Raw genomic sequence first — 17,296 nt, 5'->3', positions numbered from 1 at the left:
AATGAGAACAGACGGTTCGAATTATAAGTTTTTTCAACATCCCGACTGTGAGTACTTTCCCTGCCATAAGATTGATGAGCTGACAGATTTTAATTGTCTGTTCTGTTACTGTCCGCTGTATGCCCTGGGCAGTAACTGTGGTGGTCATTTTACTTATACCGATAAGGGTATTAAAAACTGCAGTGCTTGCAGTTTTCCTCACCATCGCGAGCATTATGATGAGGTATTGGAAAAACTGGGAACGCTCATTGAACAACTCAAACTAACTAAAATTTAATGTGTTAAAGGGGTAGTGAAATGTCGATTATTATAGGACTTGTTTTTGTTGTCGCGGCTTATTTAATTGGAAATTTGAATTTTGCCTATATCCTGGTGAAATTTTTAAAGAATGAAGATGTCCGCAACTACGGTAGCGGCAATGCGGGAACAACCAATGTACTGCGGGTGATGGGCAAGAATGTTGCCATCCCCGTGTTTCTGCTGGACGCCTTCAAGGGCTGTCTGGTGATTATTATTGGTCGCTATGTTTTAAATCTGAATGAGGTCTTTCTGGTGCTCGGCGGGATTGCCGTCGTCGCCGGTCATAACTGGCCCGTTTTTCTGCAGTTTCGCGGCGGCAAGGGTACCGCAACATCATTGGGGGTCTTTCTGACCTTTGACTGGGAGGTGGCCATCATTGCCATTATGATCGGGCTGATCGTTTTGGCTATCTGGAAAATGGTTTCCCTGACCTCAATGGTGGGGATGACCATGCTGCCGGTTTTCACCCTGCTGTTTAGTCGCTCGGTGGCGGAGGTTATTTTTGCCTTTGTTTTATGCTTGTTCAGTTTATACCAGCATCGCAAGAATATCGGACGGATTATCCAGGGCCGGGAAAGCAAGATTGGCCAAAAGGTTAAAATGAAAAATTAGCGCAAATAAGCAATAAACACAAGACTTTATCAAAAAGGCTCTGTCATGGGCCTTTTTATTTGCTTATAGATGGGGTTGGAAATTAACCTGGAAATACATAAAAAATACATTGCGAAACACTATATGTATGATTATAATTATACGTGCGACCCAAGATCATGTATTATCATTGCGGTTGTGTTGTGCCGTCAGCGAACGGCACTTGGCTATGTTCAAGGATTTTATCAACAAGGAGGAATTAAATTTTGAATCAAATAAATCAACTATTTAAGCGGGTCTTTACCAAAGAACTGGAAAATTCAGACAAAACCGTTTATGATCTGTTTGCCTGGCAGACGGTCGACGTTATCTTAAAAAACTATAAAACCGGTGAAACCATTTATGAAATGAAAGACCTGGAATTTCCGGAGCATTACTCTCAGAATGCCTGTAATATTATCGCCACCAAATACTTTCGCCGCAAAGGGGTGCCCAATCAATTTGGTTATGAACACAGCATGCGCGAAATTGCTGACCGTCTGGTCGGTTTTTGGACCGACGCCATCAAAGCCGAAGGCCTGATCGACAGCGATGAGGAATGGCAAATTTATTACGATGAGCTGGTCTACGCCTTCCTGATGCAAATGTGGGCGCCCAATTCACCGCAGTGGTTTAACACCGGGCTAATGCGCAGCTATCAAATTGCCGGCTCTAAAGATGATCTCTATTATTACGATGAGGCCACCGGAGCGGTGCTGGAATCCGCAGATCGCTACACCCGCACCCAGGCCAGCGCCTGCTTTATCTTATCGATTCAGGACCGGCTGCTGGGCGATCATTCCATTTCCGAACACTATGTCAGTGAGACTAAATTATTTAAGGGCGGTTCCGGAGTCGGCACCAATTTCTCCAGCCTCCGGGCCGCCAACGAAGGCCTGACCAGCGGCGGTCAGTCGTCGGGGATGATGAGTTTTCTCCAGGGCCTGGATCGCAATGCCGGCGCCATTAAATCCGGCGGCACGACACGGCGGGCGGCCAAAATGGTGATCGTCGATATCGATCACCCGGAAATTGATAATTTTATCAACTGGAAGGTCAAAGAAGAACAAAAAGTCCGGGCACTGGGCAAGATGGGCTACGACATCTCCATGGATGGCGAAGCCTACCAGACCGTCAGCGGTCAAAACAGCAACAACTCGGTCCGTCTTAACGCCGAATTTATGCAGGCCGTCTTAAACTTAAAAAACGAACCGGATCATAAGTTAAAACTACGGGGCCGGGTTGACAATCAGGTTGATCGGGAAGTACCGGTGCAGGAATTATGGCATCATCTTAATCAGGCCACCTGGGAATGTGCCGATCCGGGCATTCAGTTTGACGATATTTTCAACGCCTGGCATACCTGTCCCGGCGGCGAAAATGGCAACCTCAACGAAAAAATCAACCGCATCAATGCCACCAATCCCTGTTCCGAATATGCTTTTTTAGATGATACCGCCTGTAATCTGGCTTCCATCAACGTCTTTAAGTTTTACAATCAGGAAGACAACAGCTTTGATATCGATCACTACGTTCACCTGGTGGGACTCATCCAATGCGCCCTGGAAGGCTCGATTTACCACGGCCAATTTCCCACCAAAGATGTGGCCCGAAAAAGTTATCTATTCCGCACCACCGGGCTGGGTATTGCCAATGCGGCATCCTTGCTGCTGGCCCTGGGCTACCCCTATGATTCGGCCGAAAGCCGTAATCTGGTTGCCGGAATCACCGGTATCATGACCGGAACATCTTACTATGTATCGGCACTGATGGCCGGCAAAATCGGGGCTTTTCCAAAATATCAAATCAATGAACCCTATATGAAACGGGTCATCCGCAACCACGCTCGGGTGGCCGGCGCCCGGATCGACGACTATGAAGAACTGCATTATGAACCAATTAAGATCAACCATAAGCTGCTGCAGAAAATGGGTTTTAAAGATATCAGCAGCGGATTAAAAAACGCCTGGAAACTGGCCGAAGAAGCCGGTGATGCCAATGGCTACCGCAACGCCCAGGTGTCCGTGATTGCCCCAACGGGCACGATTTCCTTTGCAATGGACTGCGGTGCTACTTCAGTGGAACCTTTTTACAATCACGTCGTCTTTAAAAAACTGATCGGTGGCGGATCGATGGAGATCGTCAATCCGGTGATGGAAATGGCCCTTAACAACCTCGGTTACAGCGAAAAAGAAATCGGCGAGATCCTGACTTACTTACTGGAAAAAGACAGTCAGGGCTATTTTCTCCATGAAGGCGTGGCTGGCGCGCCCCATATTAAAGCCGAACATTTGCCGATTTTTGATACCGCCAACACCATTTCACCAATGGGCCATGTCTTGATGGTTTCGGCGATAACCCCAATGATTTCCGGCTCGGTTTCCAAAACCGTTAATCTGCCCAACGATGCCGCGGTGGAAGATGTCGAAAACATCCATTTACTGGCCTATCGCACCGGAACCAAGGCGATTGCCATTTATCGCGATGGCTGCAAGGCCTCGCAACCGTTAAGCTCAGGCATGGCCGAAGACCAGGATAAGGTACTGGACGATTACTCCTATGCCGAATTACTGGCGCTGGTAAAAGGCGGAACCGCCAAAGCGCTAAACCGGGTCCGGCCCGAAGGGATGCGGCTCAGTCGCACCCACGCCGCCAAAATCGGGGATATTGAACTCTATATCACGATTGGCTTTTATGAAGATGGCGGCATCGCCGAGATCTTTGTCTCCACCGACAAAGAGGGAACCGTGGTCAAAGGGCTGCTGGCGTCCTTATCCAAATCGATTTCCAATATGCTCCAATACCATATCCCGCCCGATCAGATTTCGAAGATGTTAAGAGGTCAGAAATATGAACCCTCCGGTTTTGTCTCGCGACACCCCTACATTAAATTTGCCTCGTCCATTTCTGATCTGATCAGCAAGGTCATTGATATTGAACATGGCGATTTTTCCAATTGTCAGGTGAAACCCAAAAATTTCACCCTGATGCATAAACAAAACATGGTTAAAAGTATCAGCAGCGCCGACAACCCGCCCCAGGACTACAATACCGAGGTATCAGGCGAAGTCTTATACGGCGAAACCTGCAGTCATTGCGGCAGTGACCGGATGATGCGCAACGGTACCTGCAAATTGTGTCTGGACTGCGGCACCACCACCGGCTGCAGCTAAAAAACCGTTGATGTTTTCTCATTGTTTGATATAATAATTAACTAGGATACACAACTTAGGAGATTAAGATGCGAGAAAAGATAAAAAACGCCACCACCATTGTTGTTAAAATGGGCACCACCTCGGTGACCCATGCCAATGGCACCCTGGATTTGCGAAAGCTGGAGATCCTGGCCCGGGTGCTGACGGATCTGGAAAATAGCGGAAAAAAAATGGTGCTGGTCTCATCCGGGGCCATCGGTGCCGGGATGAACCGGATGAAGCTCAAGGAGCGGCCCAAAACCCTCAAACAAAAACAGGCCGCCGCCTCGGTGGGACAGGGCTTGCTGATGCGGGTTTATCATAAATTTTTTGATGAGTACCACCAGACCGTGGGGCAGATTCTGCTGACCAAGGATGTTTTTAAACACACCATCAAGCGCAATAATGCCATGAATACCTTCAACGCCCTGATTGAAGCAGGCATCATCCCGATTGTCAATGAAAATGACTGTATTGCCACCGATGAAATCGAGGAAGAATGTTTTGGCGATAATGATATCCTGTCGGCCATGACCGCCGACCTGGTCGATGCCGACCTGCTGATTATTCTTTCCGATGTTGATGGGCTTTATAATGATAATCCGGTGCTGAATAAAGAAGCCCGGCTGATCCAAACCGTTCGCCACGTTGATAAAGAGCTGATGAAAAGCGCCGGCAACTCCGCCTCCTGTCTGGGCACCGGCGGCATGATCACCAAACTGGGGGCCGCCAAATATGCCACCGACTGCGGCATCGACATGATCATCGCCTCCGGCGAAGACGTCAAAGTTCTGTATAAAATTCTCGACGGCGAAGAAATCGGCACTGTTTTTTTAAGCGATTCACAGGAATTATAAAGATAAAGACGAGCAATTTTAACAATAAACTACGAACAATGCTTGCTTTGATGTCAGTTTTCACAAACAGTTTTGTAACGTGTAGGCGAACTGTACAAGAAAATGTTGTACGCCCTAGTGTAGAAACTGTTTCGTGCAAAACTGACAGCGAAGCTCACGGCACTTAAGCAGTTTCGAAAAATAAAATATATGGAGGTTTCTTATGTTAAAGAAAATATTAGTCGGATTTTCTGCCGTTGCCGCAGGAATGTTAATGGTTTTTGGTGGCATCTACTTTGTCGAAAAAAGAAAAGAAGAAGCCATGGGTGGTAAACTGATGCGGGTCAATTACAAGTTTACTAAAGAATTCGAAGATTAAGGTTTACCATGTCAAAGGTATTTATTTTTACAGCGTCAACCGGTGCCGGTCATAATTTAGCGGCCCAGTCGTTAAAAGAATCGCTGGACGAAACCGGTTATCAAACTGAAGTATATGATGCGTTTAAAGAAACGAATATCACCCTGGACCGGCTGATTACCAAAGGCTATCAGCAAATGGTGGTGAATGTACCCAAGCTCTATGAGCAAATGTACAATCAATTCAATAATATGAATCATTTTCAGCAGGGTATTTTTCAGGTTCTGACCAAGGTCATGAATCCTGATATTGTGCCCCTGATCAATTCCGGAAAGCCCGATTTAATCATTACCACCCACCCGTTTGTTACCAATGTATTAGGTACGCTTAAAGAACATAGTGCTTTTGATGTCCCGGTTTTGTCGATTGTCACCGACTATAAAATTCATACCCTTTATCTCAAAAAAATGATCGACGCCTATGTGGTCGGCAGTGATTATACCAAACAAACCATGGTCGAAAAAGGGGTTGCCGCGGAGATTATTTATCCCTATGGCATTCCGATCCGCCAGACCTTTTTAACCAACAACCATTTAGAACGCAAGGAGCTTTCCGATGTGGCCGGGACGATTCTGCTGATGGCCGGCAGCCTGGGCACCAAACAGATGGAAAAAGCCTTCTCGTCGTTGCTGAAGGTTAAGGAGAAAATCCGCATTATTGTGGTCTGCGGGAACAATGCAAAAATTGAACGCGATATCAAAAACCTCTATGCCTGGGAAAAACCGGCCGATAAAATCGTCGAAATCCACGGTTTTGTCAATAATGTCTCCGAGCTGATGGACGAGTCCGATGCCATTATTTCCAAGCCCGGGGGACTGACCACCACCGAAGCGATTGTCAAAAACATTCCGATGATCATTCCCTTTTATTATCCCGGCCAGGAAGAAGAAAATGCCGATTATCTGGTCGATGGGGGCATGGCCATCAAAGTTGATAAGATCAAAGATTTGACCTCGATGGTTGATTTTTTGTTTGAAAATAAATACATTATTAAGCGGATGTCTGAAAATATGTCAGAGGAAGCGCAGAAACGCTCAATGAGTAAAACCATCGAACTCTGCAAGAACCTGATCGCCGCGTATACGACCCGAAAAGCACTCCCGGAACCGCAAGCGGATCCCTATAAAATCAAAGAAATAAAAGACCATTAAGAAGAGCAGGTGCAAACATGAAAAAAGAAATGTCAAAAACCTATGATCCCAAAGCCGTAGAAGATAAAACCTATGCCAGTTGGCAGGCCAAGGGTTATTTCAAGCCCGAAGTCAATCCTGACGGCCAACCGTTTACGATTGTGATGCCGCCCCCCAATATCACCGGACAGCTGCATATGGGCCATGCCTTTGATGGCACCCTTCAGGATGTCCTGACCCGCTATAAACGGATGGACGGCTTTGCCGCACTGTGGCTGCCGGGTACCGACCATGCCAGTATTGCCACCGAGGTTAAGGTGGTGGATAAACTCCGCGAAGAAGAAGGCAAAACCAAACAGGAGATCGGCCGGGAAGCCTATCTGGAACGGGCCTGGGACTGGGCCCTGACCTACAAAACCCGGATCACCGACCAGCTCAAAAAGCTGGGGGCCTCCTGTGACTGGAGCCGGGAACGCTTTACCATGGATGAAGGCTGCAGCCAGGCCGTTAACGAAGCCTTTGTCAACCTTTATCAAAAAGGCCTGATCTACAAGGGCAGCCGCATTATCAACTGGTGTACCACCTGTAAAACGGCGCTCTCCGAAGCCGAGGTGGAATATGCTGAACAGCAGGGCAATCTCTGGCACATCCGTTACCCGCTCACTGAAGGGGAGGGCTATCTGGTGGTGGCCACCACCCGTCCGGAAACAATGCTGGGGGACAGTGGCGTCGCCGTTCATCCCGACGATGAACGTTATGCCCATCTGATTGGTAAAACTGTGATGCTACCCTTGCTTGACAAAGAAATCATCATCGTCGCCGATGACTATGTCGATATGAGCTTTGGTACCGGGGTGGTTAAAATGACCCCCGCCCATGATCCCAATGACTACGAGGTCGGGCTGCGCCATAATCTGGAACAGATTCGGGTCCTGAATGATGACGGCACCATGAACGAGCTGGCCGGAAAATATGCCGGTATGGATCGCTATGACTGTCGTAAAGCGGTCGTTGCCGATCTGGAAGCGCTGGGGCTGCTGGAAAAAATTGAAGAACATCAGCATAATGTTGGCGGCTGCTACCGCTGCGCCACCACTGTGGAAACCATGACCTCGGAACAATGGTTTGTCAAAATGGAACCCCTGGCCGGTCCGGCCCTGGATGCGGTGCGTAACCACGACACCGATTTCATTCCCGAGCGGTTTAATAAAATCTATTATAATTGGTTGGAAAACATCCGCGACTGGTGTATTTCCCGGCAATTGTGGTGGGGACATCGCATTCCTGCCTATTATTGTGACGATTGTGGGGAGATGGTGGTTGCCAAGGAAGCTCCCGCCAGCTGTCCCAAGTGTGGCAGCACCCACCTCAGCCAGGATGAAGACGTGCTGGATACCTGGTTCAGTTCCGGCTTATGGCCGTTCTCAACCCTGGGCTGGCCGGAGCATACCGAAGATTTGAAAAAGTTCTATCCGACCACGGTGCTGGTCACCGGTTATGATATTATCTTCTTCTGGGTCGCCCGGATGATTTTTATGGGCCTCTTCGAAATGGGCGAAACCCCTTTTAAAGATGTCTATATCCATGGTCTGGTCCGGGATTCGCAAGGCCGCAAAATGAGCAAGTCATTAGGTAATGGCATCGACCCACTGGAACTGATCGAAACCTACAGCGCTGATGCCCTGCGCTTTACCATCATCACCGGGAACTCCGCTGGCAACGATATCCGCTGGCAGGATGAAAAGGTGGAATCCAGCCGTAATTTCTTAAACAAGATCTGGAACGCCGCCCGCTTTGTGCTGATGAATCTGGATGACGATATTATGGACAAAAAAGACACCGCCATCGCCAATCTGGAGAATACCGACAAATGGATTCTGTCCCGGATGAACACCATCGTGGCGGAAGTCAACCATAATATGACCAAATATGAACTGGGCATCGCCGCTTCCAAGATCTATGATTTCGCCTGGAACGAATACTGTGACTGGTATATCGAACTGGTGAAGCCCCGCTTATACGGCGAGGAAGAGCAAACCAAGATCTCCGCCCAATATACCCTGCGAGTGGTGCTGGATACGATTTTGCGGTTACTCCATCCCTTTACCCCCTTTATTACCGAAGAGATCAACGGCTACCTGCCGGGCACCAGCGGGGATATCATGGTGGCCCAATGGCCGCACTTTGATGAAGCCCTGGTCTTCCCGGGAGATGAAAAACAGGTGGAGTTTTTAATGGACGCGATCCGCAGCATCCGGAATATCCGGGCGGAAATGGATGTGCCCAATTCCAAAAAGACCCAGTTATTCCTGATTTGTGATAATCAGGCCCACCTGACCTTGATGGCCGACTCCCTCCATTATTTCCAGAAGCTGGCCTCGGTCTCGACGATCCGGCCGATCACCAAAGCCGAGATTCAGGAAAACTATGTCTCTGCCGTGGTGGAAGATCTGGAGATCTATATTAATCTGGACGAACTGGTCGACAAGGAAAAAGAAATTGCCCGACTGGAAGCCGAGAAAAAGAAGCTCCAGCAGGAAATTGACCGGGTCACCCAGAAACTGTCAAACAAAGGCTTTACCGACAAGGCCCCGGAAAAGGTGGTCGAAATTGAACGGGACAAACAGAAAAAATTCATGGAAACCATGGAAAAAGTCCTGGAACGGTTGGAGTATTTTAAAAAATAATTGACCCCCGCACTGATAATCCTATCAGCGGGATCACAGCTTATTTAAAACCCGGAACACCCTGAAAGATTCAGGCGGTTCCGGGTTTTTTTGTGGTTCGCCGGCATCTCAAAGATCAGCTGACCGGGGAGGTCATGGCGATTTTCCACTAGGCCCTTAGGGAGCCGACAGGCCTTGAATAAAGCGCTTATCGCTTAAGCGAATCCGCCTGCAGTTATAAATGCTTCTATGTTGCTTTATATGATATTTATTGAGAGAACTAAATAAGTAAGGAAAAAGTCACCTGACGAACCATTTATTTTGGTATTGGCCTTGAAAATTTTAGTGATTTAATACCATGTTGCATATATTAATACAATGAGGCGAACTCGTTACCTCAAAAACCCCGAAAACGAAAGGGTTGTGAAGCTTTTCGAAAGGGTTGCGAAAGGGTTAAACGGCTATAATAAGGGATTCGAAAGGGTCGAAAGGGTTTGTTTATGTTTTTGAACGTAAAGACAAAAAAAAATAAGAACGACACATGGATTTATTTAGCCCCCCAACCCTTTCGATCCTTTCGGAAAGACTAAAGCAGGGTGATCGAAAAGAAACTACAGTGTAGCTCATAGGGTGTTTATGTAGCTTTATAATAATTCGTGTGTTTGGTTTTGAAAAAGCGGTAAATAATCCAAATCACTGCCTGTGACCAGACCGATTTATTTGACTAAATTTCGACCGATCCCCATTGTCCGGGTGTATGAGTTATCATAATTTAGAGCCATTGGGGTGGGCGGTGATGCCGAAGCATTAAGTGAATTAAAAGAAGCAGCATTGCCTGGAAAGTGAAATTTGCTCTAGTCAGTGGCGCGGAAAAAGCGTATAATAAAAAAGATATGGCAATTCCAAAAGCGCCAAAGCCAACTGCGGTAATTGGAACCATTTTGAAAAAATCAACCATCAAAATGACGGAGGAACAATGGAAAATACAGGCAACATCGGGTTTGAAGAAACCCTCTGGAAATCAGCCGATAAACTAAGAGGCAGCATGGATGCCAGCGAATACAAGCACGTGGTCCTGGGGCTGATCTTTTTAAAATATATTTCCGACAAATTCGAAACCAAATATAAGGAACTGGTAGCCGAAGGGGAAGGCTTTGAGGAAGACCGGGACGAATACGAAGCCGAGAATATCTTCTGGGTTCCCAAAGAAGCCCGCTGGACCTTTATCATGGACAACGCCAAGGATGTCAAAATCGGCCAGTATATCGACGACGCCATGATCCTGATTGAAAAAGAAAACACCTCTTTAAAAGGGGTGCTGGACAAACGCTACGCCCGTCCGGAAATTGACAAACGAAGGCTTGGGGAACTGATCGATCTGATCTCCACCATCAAACTCCATGACAGTGGCGAAAAAGATCTGCTGGGCCGGGTTTATGAATACTTTCTGGGTCAGTTTGCCAGCGTCGAAGGCAAGGGCGGCGGCGAATTCTACACCCCCACCAGCGTGGTCAAAACATTAGTCGAAATGATCGAACCCTACCAGGGCCGGGTCTACGATCCCTGCTGTGGCTCTGGCGGGATGTTTGTGCAGAGTGAAAAATTTGTCGAAGACCATCAGGGCAAAATCGAAAACCTGTCGATATACGGTCAGGAAATGAACGCCACCACCTGGAAACTGTGTAAAATGAATCTGGCTATCCGGGGCCTGGATGCCAACCTGGGCAGCCATCACGACGACACCTTCCACAATGATCTCCACAAAACCCTGAAGGCCGATTTTATTCTGGCCAACCCGCCCTTTAATATCAGCGACTGGGGCGGCGGCCAGCTCACTGACGATGTCCGCTGGAAATACGGCATTCCCCCCACCGGCAACGCCAACTACGCCTGGCTCCAGCACATGGTCTACCATCTGGCCCCCAACGGCAGCGCCGGGATTGTCCTGGCCAATGGCTCACTGAGCTCCAACACCTCCAATGAAGGCGAGATCCGCAAGAACCTGCTGGAAGCCGATCTGGTGGACGCCATCGTGGCCCTGCCGGACAAGCTCTTCTATTCCACCGGGATACCGGTTTCGCTGTGGATTCTCAACCGCAATAAGGCCGACAACCCCGGCTTTAGAAGCCGCTACCACGAAGTGCTCTTTCTCGATGCCCGCCAGCTGGGCGAAATGATCGACCGCCGCCATAAGGTGCTCACCGCTGCCGAGGTGGCTAGAATCGCCAAAACTTACCACCAGTGGCGCAAAATAGGTGGGGCTTATGAAGATGTCAAGGGCTTCTCCAAAGCCGCCAAACTGGCTGAAATTAAGGAACATGAATATGTCCTGACCCCGGGCCGCTATGTGGGGATTGAAGACGCCATTGATGACGGCATCCCCTTTGATGAAAAAATGGAAAACCTGACCGCCGAGCTGGCCGAACTGTTTGCCAAGTCCCGGCACCTGGAAGATGAGATCCGGAAGAATCTGGGGGGGATTGGGTATGAGTTTTAGGGAAACTGTGGTAGGTATTTTACCTGCTGATTGGAAAGTAGATGTAATAGACAACCTGAAAGCGGATAAAAGAAATGCAATTTCTATGGGGCCTTTTGGTTCGAAAATTAAGAAAGAATGTTTTGTAGTTTCTGGAATACCAATTATTAGAGGCACAAATCTAAAACCGTTTTACTTTAATGAGGATGAATTTGTATTTGTGTCTGAAGAAAAATCTTTGGAATTGAAATCTAGTTTTGTCGAGCGGAAGGATATTGTAATCACCCACAGAGGTACATTAGGGCAAGTAGGCTATATACCTGAAGGATCTAAATTTCAGAAATATATTGTATCGCAAAGTGGAATGAAATTGACCTGTGATGAGAATAAAATAATTAGCAAGTTCTTATATTATTATCTAAATTCCAGTTTGGGACAGTATTTTTTATTAATGAATCGTTCTCAGGTTGGTGTGCCTGCGATAGCGCAAGCATCGACAGCCTTAAAAAAAATACCTGTCCCAATACCATCATTACCCGAACAAAAAGCCATCGCCCATATCCTTTCAACCCTGGACGAAAAAATCGCAGTCAATAACCAGATCAACAAAACCCTGGAAAAGATGGCCCAGGCTATTTTCAAACAATGGTTTGTGGATTTTGAATTTCCCAATGAAGACGGCGAACCCTACCAGTCCAGCGGCGGAGAAATGGTGGAAAGTGAGCTGGGGTTGGTGCCGAAGGGGTGGGAGGTTTCTTCAATCGATGAATTAGCAGAATTGATTATCGATTACAGAGGGAAGACACCCAAAAAACTGGGTAGAGACTGGAGTGAGACAGGAATAATTGCTTTATCCGCAAAAAGCATTAAGAACGGGAGATTAGTTAATCTTGAGCAAGCAAATCGTGTAGATGAAGAACTTTATTCCATCTGGATGAAAGATGAATTAAAGTATGGTGACATTTTGATGACTTCAGAAGCACCTTTAGGGGAATTATATTATTTAGCTAGTGATGATAAGTATTGTCTGAGCCAAAGACTATTTGCAATCAGAGCGGAAGAAAGTAAGATGAACTCAGAAGTTTTATTTATGTTTTTAAAAAGTTCAGATGTAATGAAAGATATACAAAATCGGGCTACCGGTACAACGGTTACAGGAATTAGGCAATCTGAATTGAGAAAAGTTATGCTTATTAAGCCTGATAAAAATTCACAAAAGGAGTTTCAAGCGATTGTTTCAAAAATTCTGAAGAAAATTAATTTGAATGAACGTGAAAGTATTAAATTGGGTAAAATACGGGTTATGCTACTTCCAGAATTAATGTCTGGTAAAATTAGAGTGCCATATGAAAATATGAAGTTCTAATGGATTAAGATATGGTGTGTTCATAAAAGGTAACGATACATATAAACTCTTTGCTTATATGATTCTGACCGAATTTAAAAGCCAATATCATATTTACGATTGTGCAGGTATTGAGGAAGCTTTGTGGGCAATGTCCCCAGATTGGCATTTGTAAATGGGGAACAGTGCCGATACCAACTTATACTGAAAGAGAGAAAAAAATGATCAAAAACATTTCAATATTAGGGTTTCGAGGTTTTGGTGATGAGCAATAAATTGATTTTGCAATACCAAACGGAAATGAAGGGAGTGGTTTAACTTTTCTTGTTGGGGCAAACAATTCTGGGAAGACATCAATTATTGAGTCGATCAGAGCTTTTAACGGTTATCAACATGAAACGCCAAGTTTTTCTGTTGGAAAGCGTAACTCTAAAGCGGATGACCGTGTGGTAATAACTATGACAGATGATAGTGGGAATATAAATACAATTGAAACTGTAGAAAGCGGCGGAAGTTCAACAGTTAAAACGGTCAATAAAAGCTATTCAACTTATATTTTGCAATCTAGAAGATTTATAGACTACGAATTTGGAAAAGGGCAACAGACAAGAGATGAATATTTGTTCGGCTCAAATAAACTGGAGAATAGAAGGTCTTCACAACTGAATAATTTTTATTTGCGTTTGTTTACCATACAAGATCATAAAGCGCAATTTGATGGGTTGTTGATTAGAATATTGGGAAGTGAAATTAAATGGACCATTGATCAAAATGATACTGGTAATTATTTTATTAAATACACATTTAACGGCGTGTCACACAGCAGTGAAGGTTTAGGTGATGGCATATGGAGTATTTTTACCATTTGTGATGCACTCTATGACTCTTCAATAAATGACACAATTGTTATTGACGAACCGGAATTATCAATTCATCCAAGTATCCAAAAAAGACTGATGCAAGTATTAACAGAGGAGTCAAAAACAAAGCAAATTATTCTAAGCACACATTCGCCTTATTTTGTAGATTGGCAATCAATTTCAAATGGTGCAAATTTAATTAGGACAACAAAAGAAACCTGTGGTAATATACGTTGTTATTCATTGAGTGATGAAATAAAACAAAATTTTAAGGGGTTAATATCTGATCTAAATAACCCACATGTTTTGGGGCTAAATGCAAACGAAGTATTTTTTCTTGAAGATAAAATTATTTTAGTCGAAGGACAGGAAGACATAGTAATTTTCAGAAAAATATCTGATCAGTTAGATAAGAATTTTAATGGGAATTTTTTTGGGTGGGGTGTTGGCGGAGTTACGAAAATGAAAACATTTCTTGAACTTTTTTCGAATTTAGGTTTTGAAAAAGTGGTTGCAATTTATGATGGTGATAAAATAGATGAAATGGATCATGACAAAACGATATATACCAATTATAAGTTTGTTGCTTTGTGTACCGATGATATTAGGGATAAAAATGAAAGACCTATCCAAGAGAAAAAAGGGTTAACAGATACGAGAGGAAAGTTAAAAGTAGAACATCAAGAAACGGCCATTGATCTAATCGATGATATCAATAAGTTTTTTGTTTAATTTTGCAGACAAATGAATGGTAAAATATAATCCCAATAACCCATAAGTACCTGGTGTTACACTATCGATAGAGCCCTTTTATTAGCGCAACCACTTGCGTATTTCTTGCTCATCCTTCTATTAAAAACTTTAAAGGAGTAAATATGGCAAAAGAATACAAATTTCAAGCACTTCAGAATTATCTTAAAAAATGTGAACAAGATGCCGTCGAATTGACGTTTGGCGAGATCGAAGAGATACTAGGTTTTGAGTTGGCAAAGTCGGCTTATCGTTATGAAGCCTACTGGCAAAGCAGTCCAACCCATACTATTACAAAAGCATGGGAGAATAACGGTTACGAGATCAGTAATTTATCAATTACAAAAAAGAAGCTGTTATTTGTAAAAACAGCTAAAAACAAACCGCAGATTTCAGAGTTCGATGCACCGATAAAATCAAGAAATAATGCTGAGAATAAAGTTTTTGCAAACGAAGAAATAACCCAAATTATTGCCGGTTTTGCAAAATATGCGGAGGTTTTAACTAAGGACTCTCACGCCAGATATTTATCATGGGAACACTGTTACAAAGCATTTATGGACTTTAAAGGGAAAGTACTCGATGATTTTGCAATCGATTATCTTTCTTTACACTTGGGTTTTTATCTGGCCAGTTGGGGAATGTATCGTGGTTCTTCGTTTCTTCTACAAAAGGACTATAAAGTTCATAAAGAAGCGGTTGTCGAAATCTATCGACCGGAATATGAGCCGTTATGGTCAATCGAATGTCAGGCATATCATTACAACGAAAACCAAATTTTACTGAAGATTTTGTATCAAAATTTATTGAGAATATATGTTAAACAGCGAAACAATATTGATGAACGGCAGGATGTTTCGGAAACACTGATTACAAAAATTTTAATGGGCACTTTAGGGTGTGTCCCAGCTTATGATCGATATTTTCTGGGGGGAATTAAAAAGTTCAAAGTTGCAACTTCAAATTTCAGCATCGACTCGATTATGGAACTCGTTTTGTTCTACGAAAATCATCAAGAAGTACTTGAAAATTGCCAAGAAAAAGTATCGAGCACAAATTTGATTTATCCGCAAATGAAAATATTAGACATGTGTTTTTGGCAGGTAGGGTATGATGCCGACAATTTGTGAAAGTAACGAAAGAGTAAAGTAGTAATTATATTTTTATGGCAAAAACGGAAGGATATTATGGAAAATCACTTATCTTTGGCTCTACCGATGGCAGAAATGTTAATAATCAAAAGGGATTTTGATTTATTGAAAAAACTGGCAATTACTATAAAACCAGAACTCCAAATGCAATTGCTTCCCTACACATCTTTGTTTTGTTACGAATCAATTGAATATCTAAAACAAAAAGGCTATTCAATAGAAATTGACCAAACAAGCAGGTATTCGATGAAAGACATCCGCCAAAAAGCAAAGTTTTTTGATCTCAGTATCAACAAGCTTTTGCAAAGTGTCAGAAATATTGATCATGTACAAAATGTGTATTTTATCAACTTGATGCGCTACCCTGAATTGGGAAGGTGGAATATGCATGATAACATAGGTGTTTTTTATGATGCGCAAAAAAGCATTGTTGGGAACTCGCATTATGCTTACTATGTTTTCCAAGATGAAAAATTGATCAGCAAATCTCCTGAGTTTATGAAAAGTCATGAATTGCAAGGGGAAGAAATTAGATCCTTTGCGTATGATTTAGGTAAAATTATTGGAAGTATATCAAATGGCCTCAGCAGTGTTAGTGATTTTTTAGTTTCGGATATTACATCTGAAAATGTTGAAATATTTCATCAAGACTTTAATACCAATCGTTGTACAACAAACGGAAGCAGTGAATACAAAGTGATTCGCTTATTCTTACTACATGTGCTTTCAAGCATAGGTTTTTTACTATATAACTTAAAGAAAACAATTATAAGGGAAAATGGCTTATTGCTGCGCCTTGAATACATTACATATCATTATTCGATTGTAAGGTTGGAGGGGTTAATGAATTATTGCAATGCCAATAAAGACATAGTTAACGACCCCAATATGCTTAAAATGTTTAACAGTATTGACTATTCAAACAAAATGGGTATTCGAATATCATCATTCAGAAATTGCATGATGCACTTTGGTTTATTTTCAAAAGAAGGAGAACCCCTTATCAGTGAAAAATCGTTTGATTTATCAGTACCTCTGTGTGGTCTTATCGAAACTCAATTTGGTATGAGTTACGAGATTTACAAAAGCAAAGTCGAAGCAGAATTGATTAAAATATCTGATGCTATAACAAATTATCTGGGTTTTAGGTTTTAGTGGGGGAACTGTGCCCGAGAAACCTCCGAAAAACAAAATCCAGTGCAAATTTATACGAAATCCCACATAAATATTCACATATCAGATACCAGAGGTCGCCGTTACTTTTGCAATAAATACTATATAAAAGTTCTGGAGATGGTATAATAAAAGTATAAAAATCGTTGAAATCAGGAGGTTTCAAGGCGATGTTAACGAAAAACAAAGCACAGTAGGATATGTTTGACTATCTCATCTTTCAGACGTTAATTCCAAAGGAGCATCTCTTAGTGAAAATAGATGGCATCATCGATTTTTCCTTTGTTTATGAACTGGTAAAGGATCAATACAGCCCAATCGGGCGGGGATCAAAAGACCCGGCCATGATGGTTAAAATTTTTCTTCT

At 43.8% G+C, this 17,296-nt stretch carries 12 protein-coding genes; all 12 read left to right on the top strand.

The features are described 5' to 3' along the window. Position 1: 1 nt before the first annotated feature. The 12 genes from ACEW8F_RS04795 to ACEW8F_RS04740 all read left to right on the top strand — a co-directional run bounded on the left by ACEW8F_RS04795 (position 2) and on the right by ACEW8F_RS04740 (position 16,911). Positions 2–277 carry a cysteine-rich small domain-containing protein gene (locus ACEW8F_RS04795; RefSeq protein ID WP_373482336.1) on the top strand — a complete coding sequence of 92 codons (276 nt, stop codon included), beginning with the start codon at positions 2–4 and terminating at the stop codon, positions 275–277. Positions 278–297: 20 nt separating this feature from the next. Next, the gene (gene plsY, locus ACEW8F_RS04790; RefSeq protein WP_373482335.1) at positions 298–912 is read left to right on the top strand and encodes a glycerol-3-phosphate 1-O-acyltransferase PlsY; all 615 of its coding nucleotides are present in this window, start codon (positions 298–300) and stop codon (positions 910–912) included. Positions 913–1,157: 245 nt separating this feature from the next. Then, positions 1,158–4,103: a vitamin B12-dependent ribonucleotide reductase gene (locus ACEW8F_RS04785; RefSeq protein WP_373482334.1), complete on the top strand. Its 2,946-nt coding sequence runs from the start codon at positions 1,158–1,160 to the stop codon at positions 4,101–4,103. Between the two features lie 68 nt (positions 4,104–4,171). Further along, positions 4,172–4,981 carry a glutamate 5-kinase gene (gene proB, locus ACEW8F_RS04780; protein WP_373482333.1) on the top strand — a complete coding sequence of 270 codons (810 nt, stop codon included), beginning with the start codon at positions 4,172–4,174 and terminating at the stop codon, positions 4,979–4,981. Between the two features lie 202 nt (positions 4,982–5,183). Next, entirely contained in the window at positions 5,184–5,339 is a 156-nt protein-coding gene (locus tag ACEW8F_RS04775) for a stress-responsive transcriptional regulator PspC (protein WP_373482332.1), read from the top strand. Between the two features lie 8 nt (positions 5,340–5,347). Next, entirely contained in the window at positions 5,348–6,529 is a 1,182-nt protein-coding gene (locus ACEW8F_RS04770; RefSeq protein WP_373482331.1) for a glycosyltransferase, read from the top strand. A gap of 17 nt (positions 6,530–6,546) precedes the next feature. Then, the gene (locus tag ACEW8F_RS04765; RefSeq protein ID WP_373482330.1) at positions 6,547–9,195 is read left to right on the top strand and encodes a valine--tRNA ligase; all 2,649 of its coding nucleotides are present in this window, start codon (positions 6,547–6,549) and stop codon (positions 9,193–9,195) included. A gap of 955 nt (positions 9,196–10,150) precedes the next feature. After that, on the top strand, positions 10,151–11,671 hold the full coding sequence (locus ACEW8F_RS04760) for a type I restriction-modification system subunit M (RefSeq protein ID WP_373482329.1): 1,521 nt from the start codon (positions 10,151–10,153) through the stop codon (positions 11,669–11,671). After that, a complete protein-coding gene (locus ACEW8F_RS04755; RefSeq protein ID WP_373482328.1) occupies positions 11,661–13,016 on the top strand; it encodes a restriction endonuclease subunit S in 1,356 nt (451 codons plus the stop codon). The genes ACEW8F_RS04760 and ACEW8F_RS04755 overlap by 11 nt, the downstream gene beginning before the upstream one ends. Positions 13,017–13,453: 437 nt before the next feature. After that, the gene (locus tag ACEW8F_RS04750) at positions 13,454–14,587 is read left to right on the top strand and encodes an AAA family ATPase (protein ID WP_373482327.1); all 1,134 of its coding nucleotides are present in this window, start codon (positions 13,454–13,456) and stop codon (positions 14,585–14,587) included. A 143-nt stretch (positions 14,588–14,730) separates the two neighbouring features. After that, positions 14,731–15,735, top strand: a complete 1,005-nt coding sequence (locus tag ACEW8F_RS04745) for a hypothetical protein (RefSeq protein WP_373482326.1) — start codon at positions 14,731–14,733, stop codon at positions 15,733–15,735. 57 nt (positions 15,736–15,792) lie between these two features. Next, a complete protein-coding gene (locus ACEW8F_RS04740) occupies positions 15,793–16,911 on the top strand; it encodes a hypothetical protein (protein ID WP_373482325.1) in 1,119 nt (372 codons plus the stop codon). The last annotated feature ends 385 nt before the right edge of the window (positions 16,912–17,296 follow it).

Source organism: Acetobacterium sp. (genome assembly GCF_041752335.1).
GTDB lineage: Bacteria > Bacillota > Clostridia > Eubacteriales > Eubacteriaceae > Acetobacterium.
The sequence above is the reverse complement of the archived record's forward strand: the minus strand, read 5'-3'. Positions and strand labels throughout refer to the sequence as shown.

What these genes read in the sequence shown, in the direction of transcription:
- ACEW8F_RS04795 (WP_373482336.1), top strand. Translation starts at nt 2, where the DNA reads ATGAGAACAGACGGTTCGAATTATAAGTTTTTTCAACATCCCGACTGT.
- plsY (WP_373482335.1), top strand. Translation starts at nt 298, where the DNA reads ATGTCGATTATTATAGGACTTGTTTTTGTTGTCGCGGCTTATTTAATT.
- proB (WP_373482333.1), top strand. Translation starts at nt 4,172, where the DNA reads ATGCGAGAAAAGATAAAAAACGCCACCACCATTGTTGTTAAAATGGGC.
- ACEW8F_RS04775 (WP_373482332.1), top strand. Translation starts at nt 5,184, where the DNA reads ATGTTAAAGAAAATATTAGTCGGATTTTCTGCCGTTGCCGCAGGAATG.
- ACEW8F_RS04770 (WP_373482331.1), top strand. Translation starts at nt 5,348, where the DNA reads ATGTCAAAGGTATTTATTTTTACAGCGTCAACCGGTGCCGGTCATAAT.
- ACEW8F_RS04765 (WP_373482330.1), top strand. Translation starts at nt 6,547, where the DNA reads ATGAAAAAAGAAATGTCAAAAACCTATGATCCCAAAGCCGTAGAAGAT.
- ACEW8F_RS04760 (WP_373482329.1), top strand. Translation starts at nt 10,151, where the DNA reads ATGGAAAATACAGGCAACATCGGGTTTGAAGAAACCCTCTGGAAATCA.
- ACEW8F_RS04755 (WP_373482328.1), top strand. Translation starts at nt 11,661, where the DNA reads ATGAGTTTTAGGGAAACTGTGGTAGGTATTTTACCTGCTGATTGGAAA.
- ACEW8F_RS04750 (WP_373482327.1), top strand. Translation starts at nt 13,454, where the DNA reads ATGACAGATGATAGTGGGAATATAAATACAATTGAAACTGTAGAAAGC.
- ACEW8F_RS04745 (WP_373482326.1), top strand. Translation starts at nt 14,731, where the DNA reads ATGGCAAAAGAATACAAATTTCAAGCACTTCAGAATTATCTTAAAAAA.
- ACEW8F_RS04740 (WP_373482325.1), top strand. Translation starts at nt 15,793, where the DNA reads ATGGAAAATCACTTATCTTTGGCTCTACCGATGGCAGAAATGTTAATA.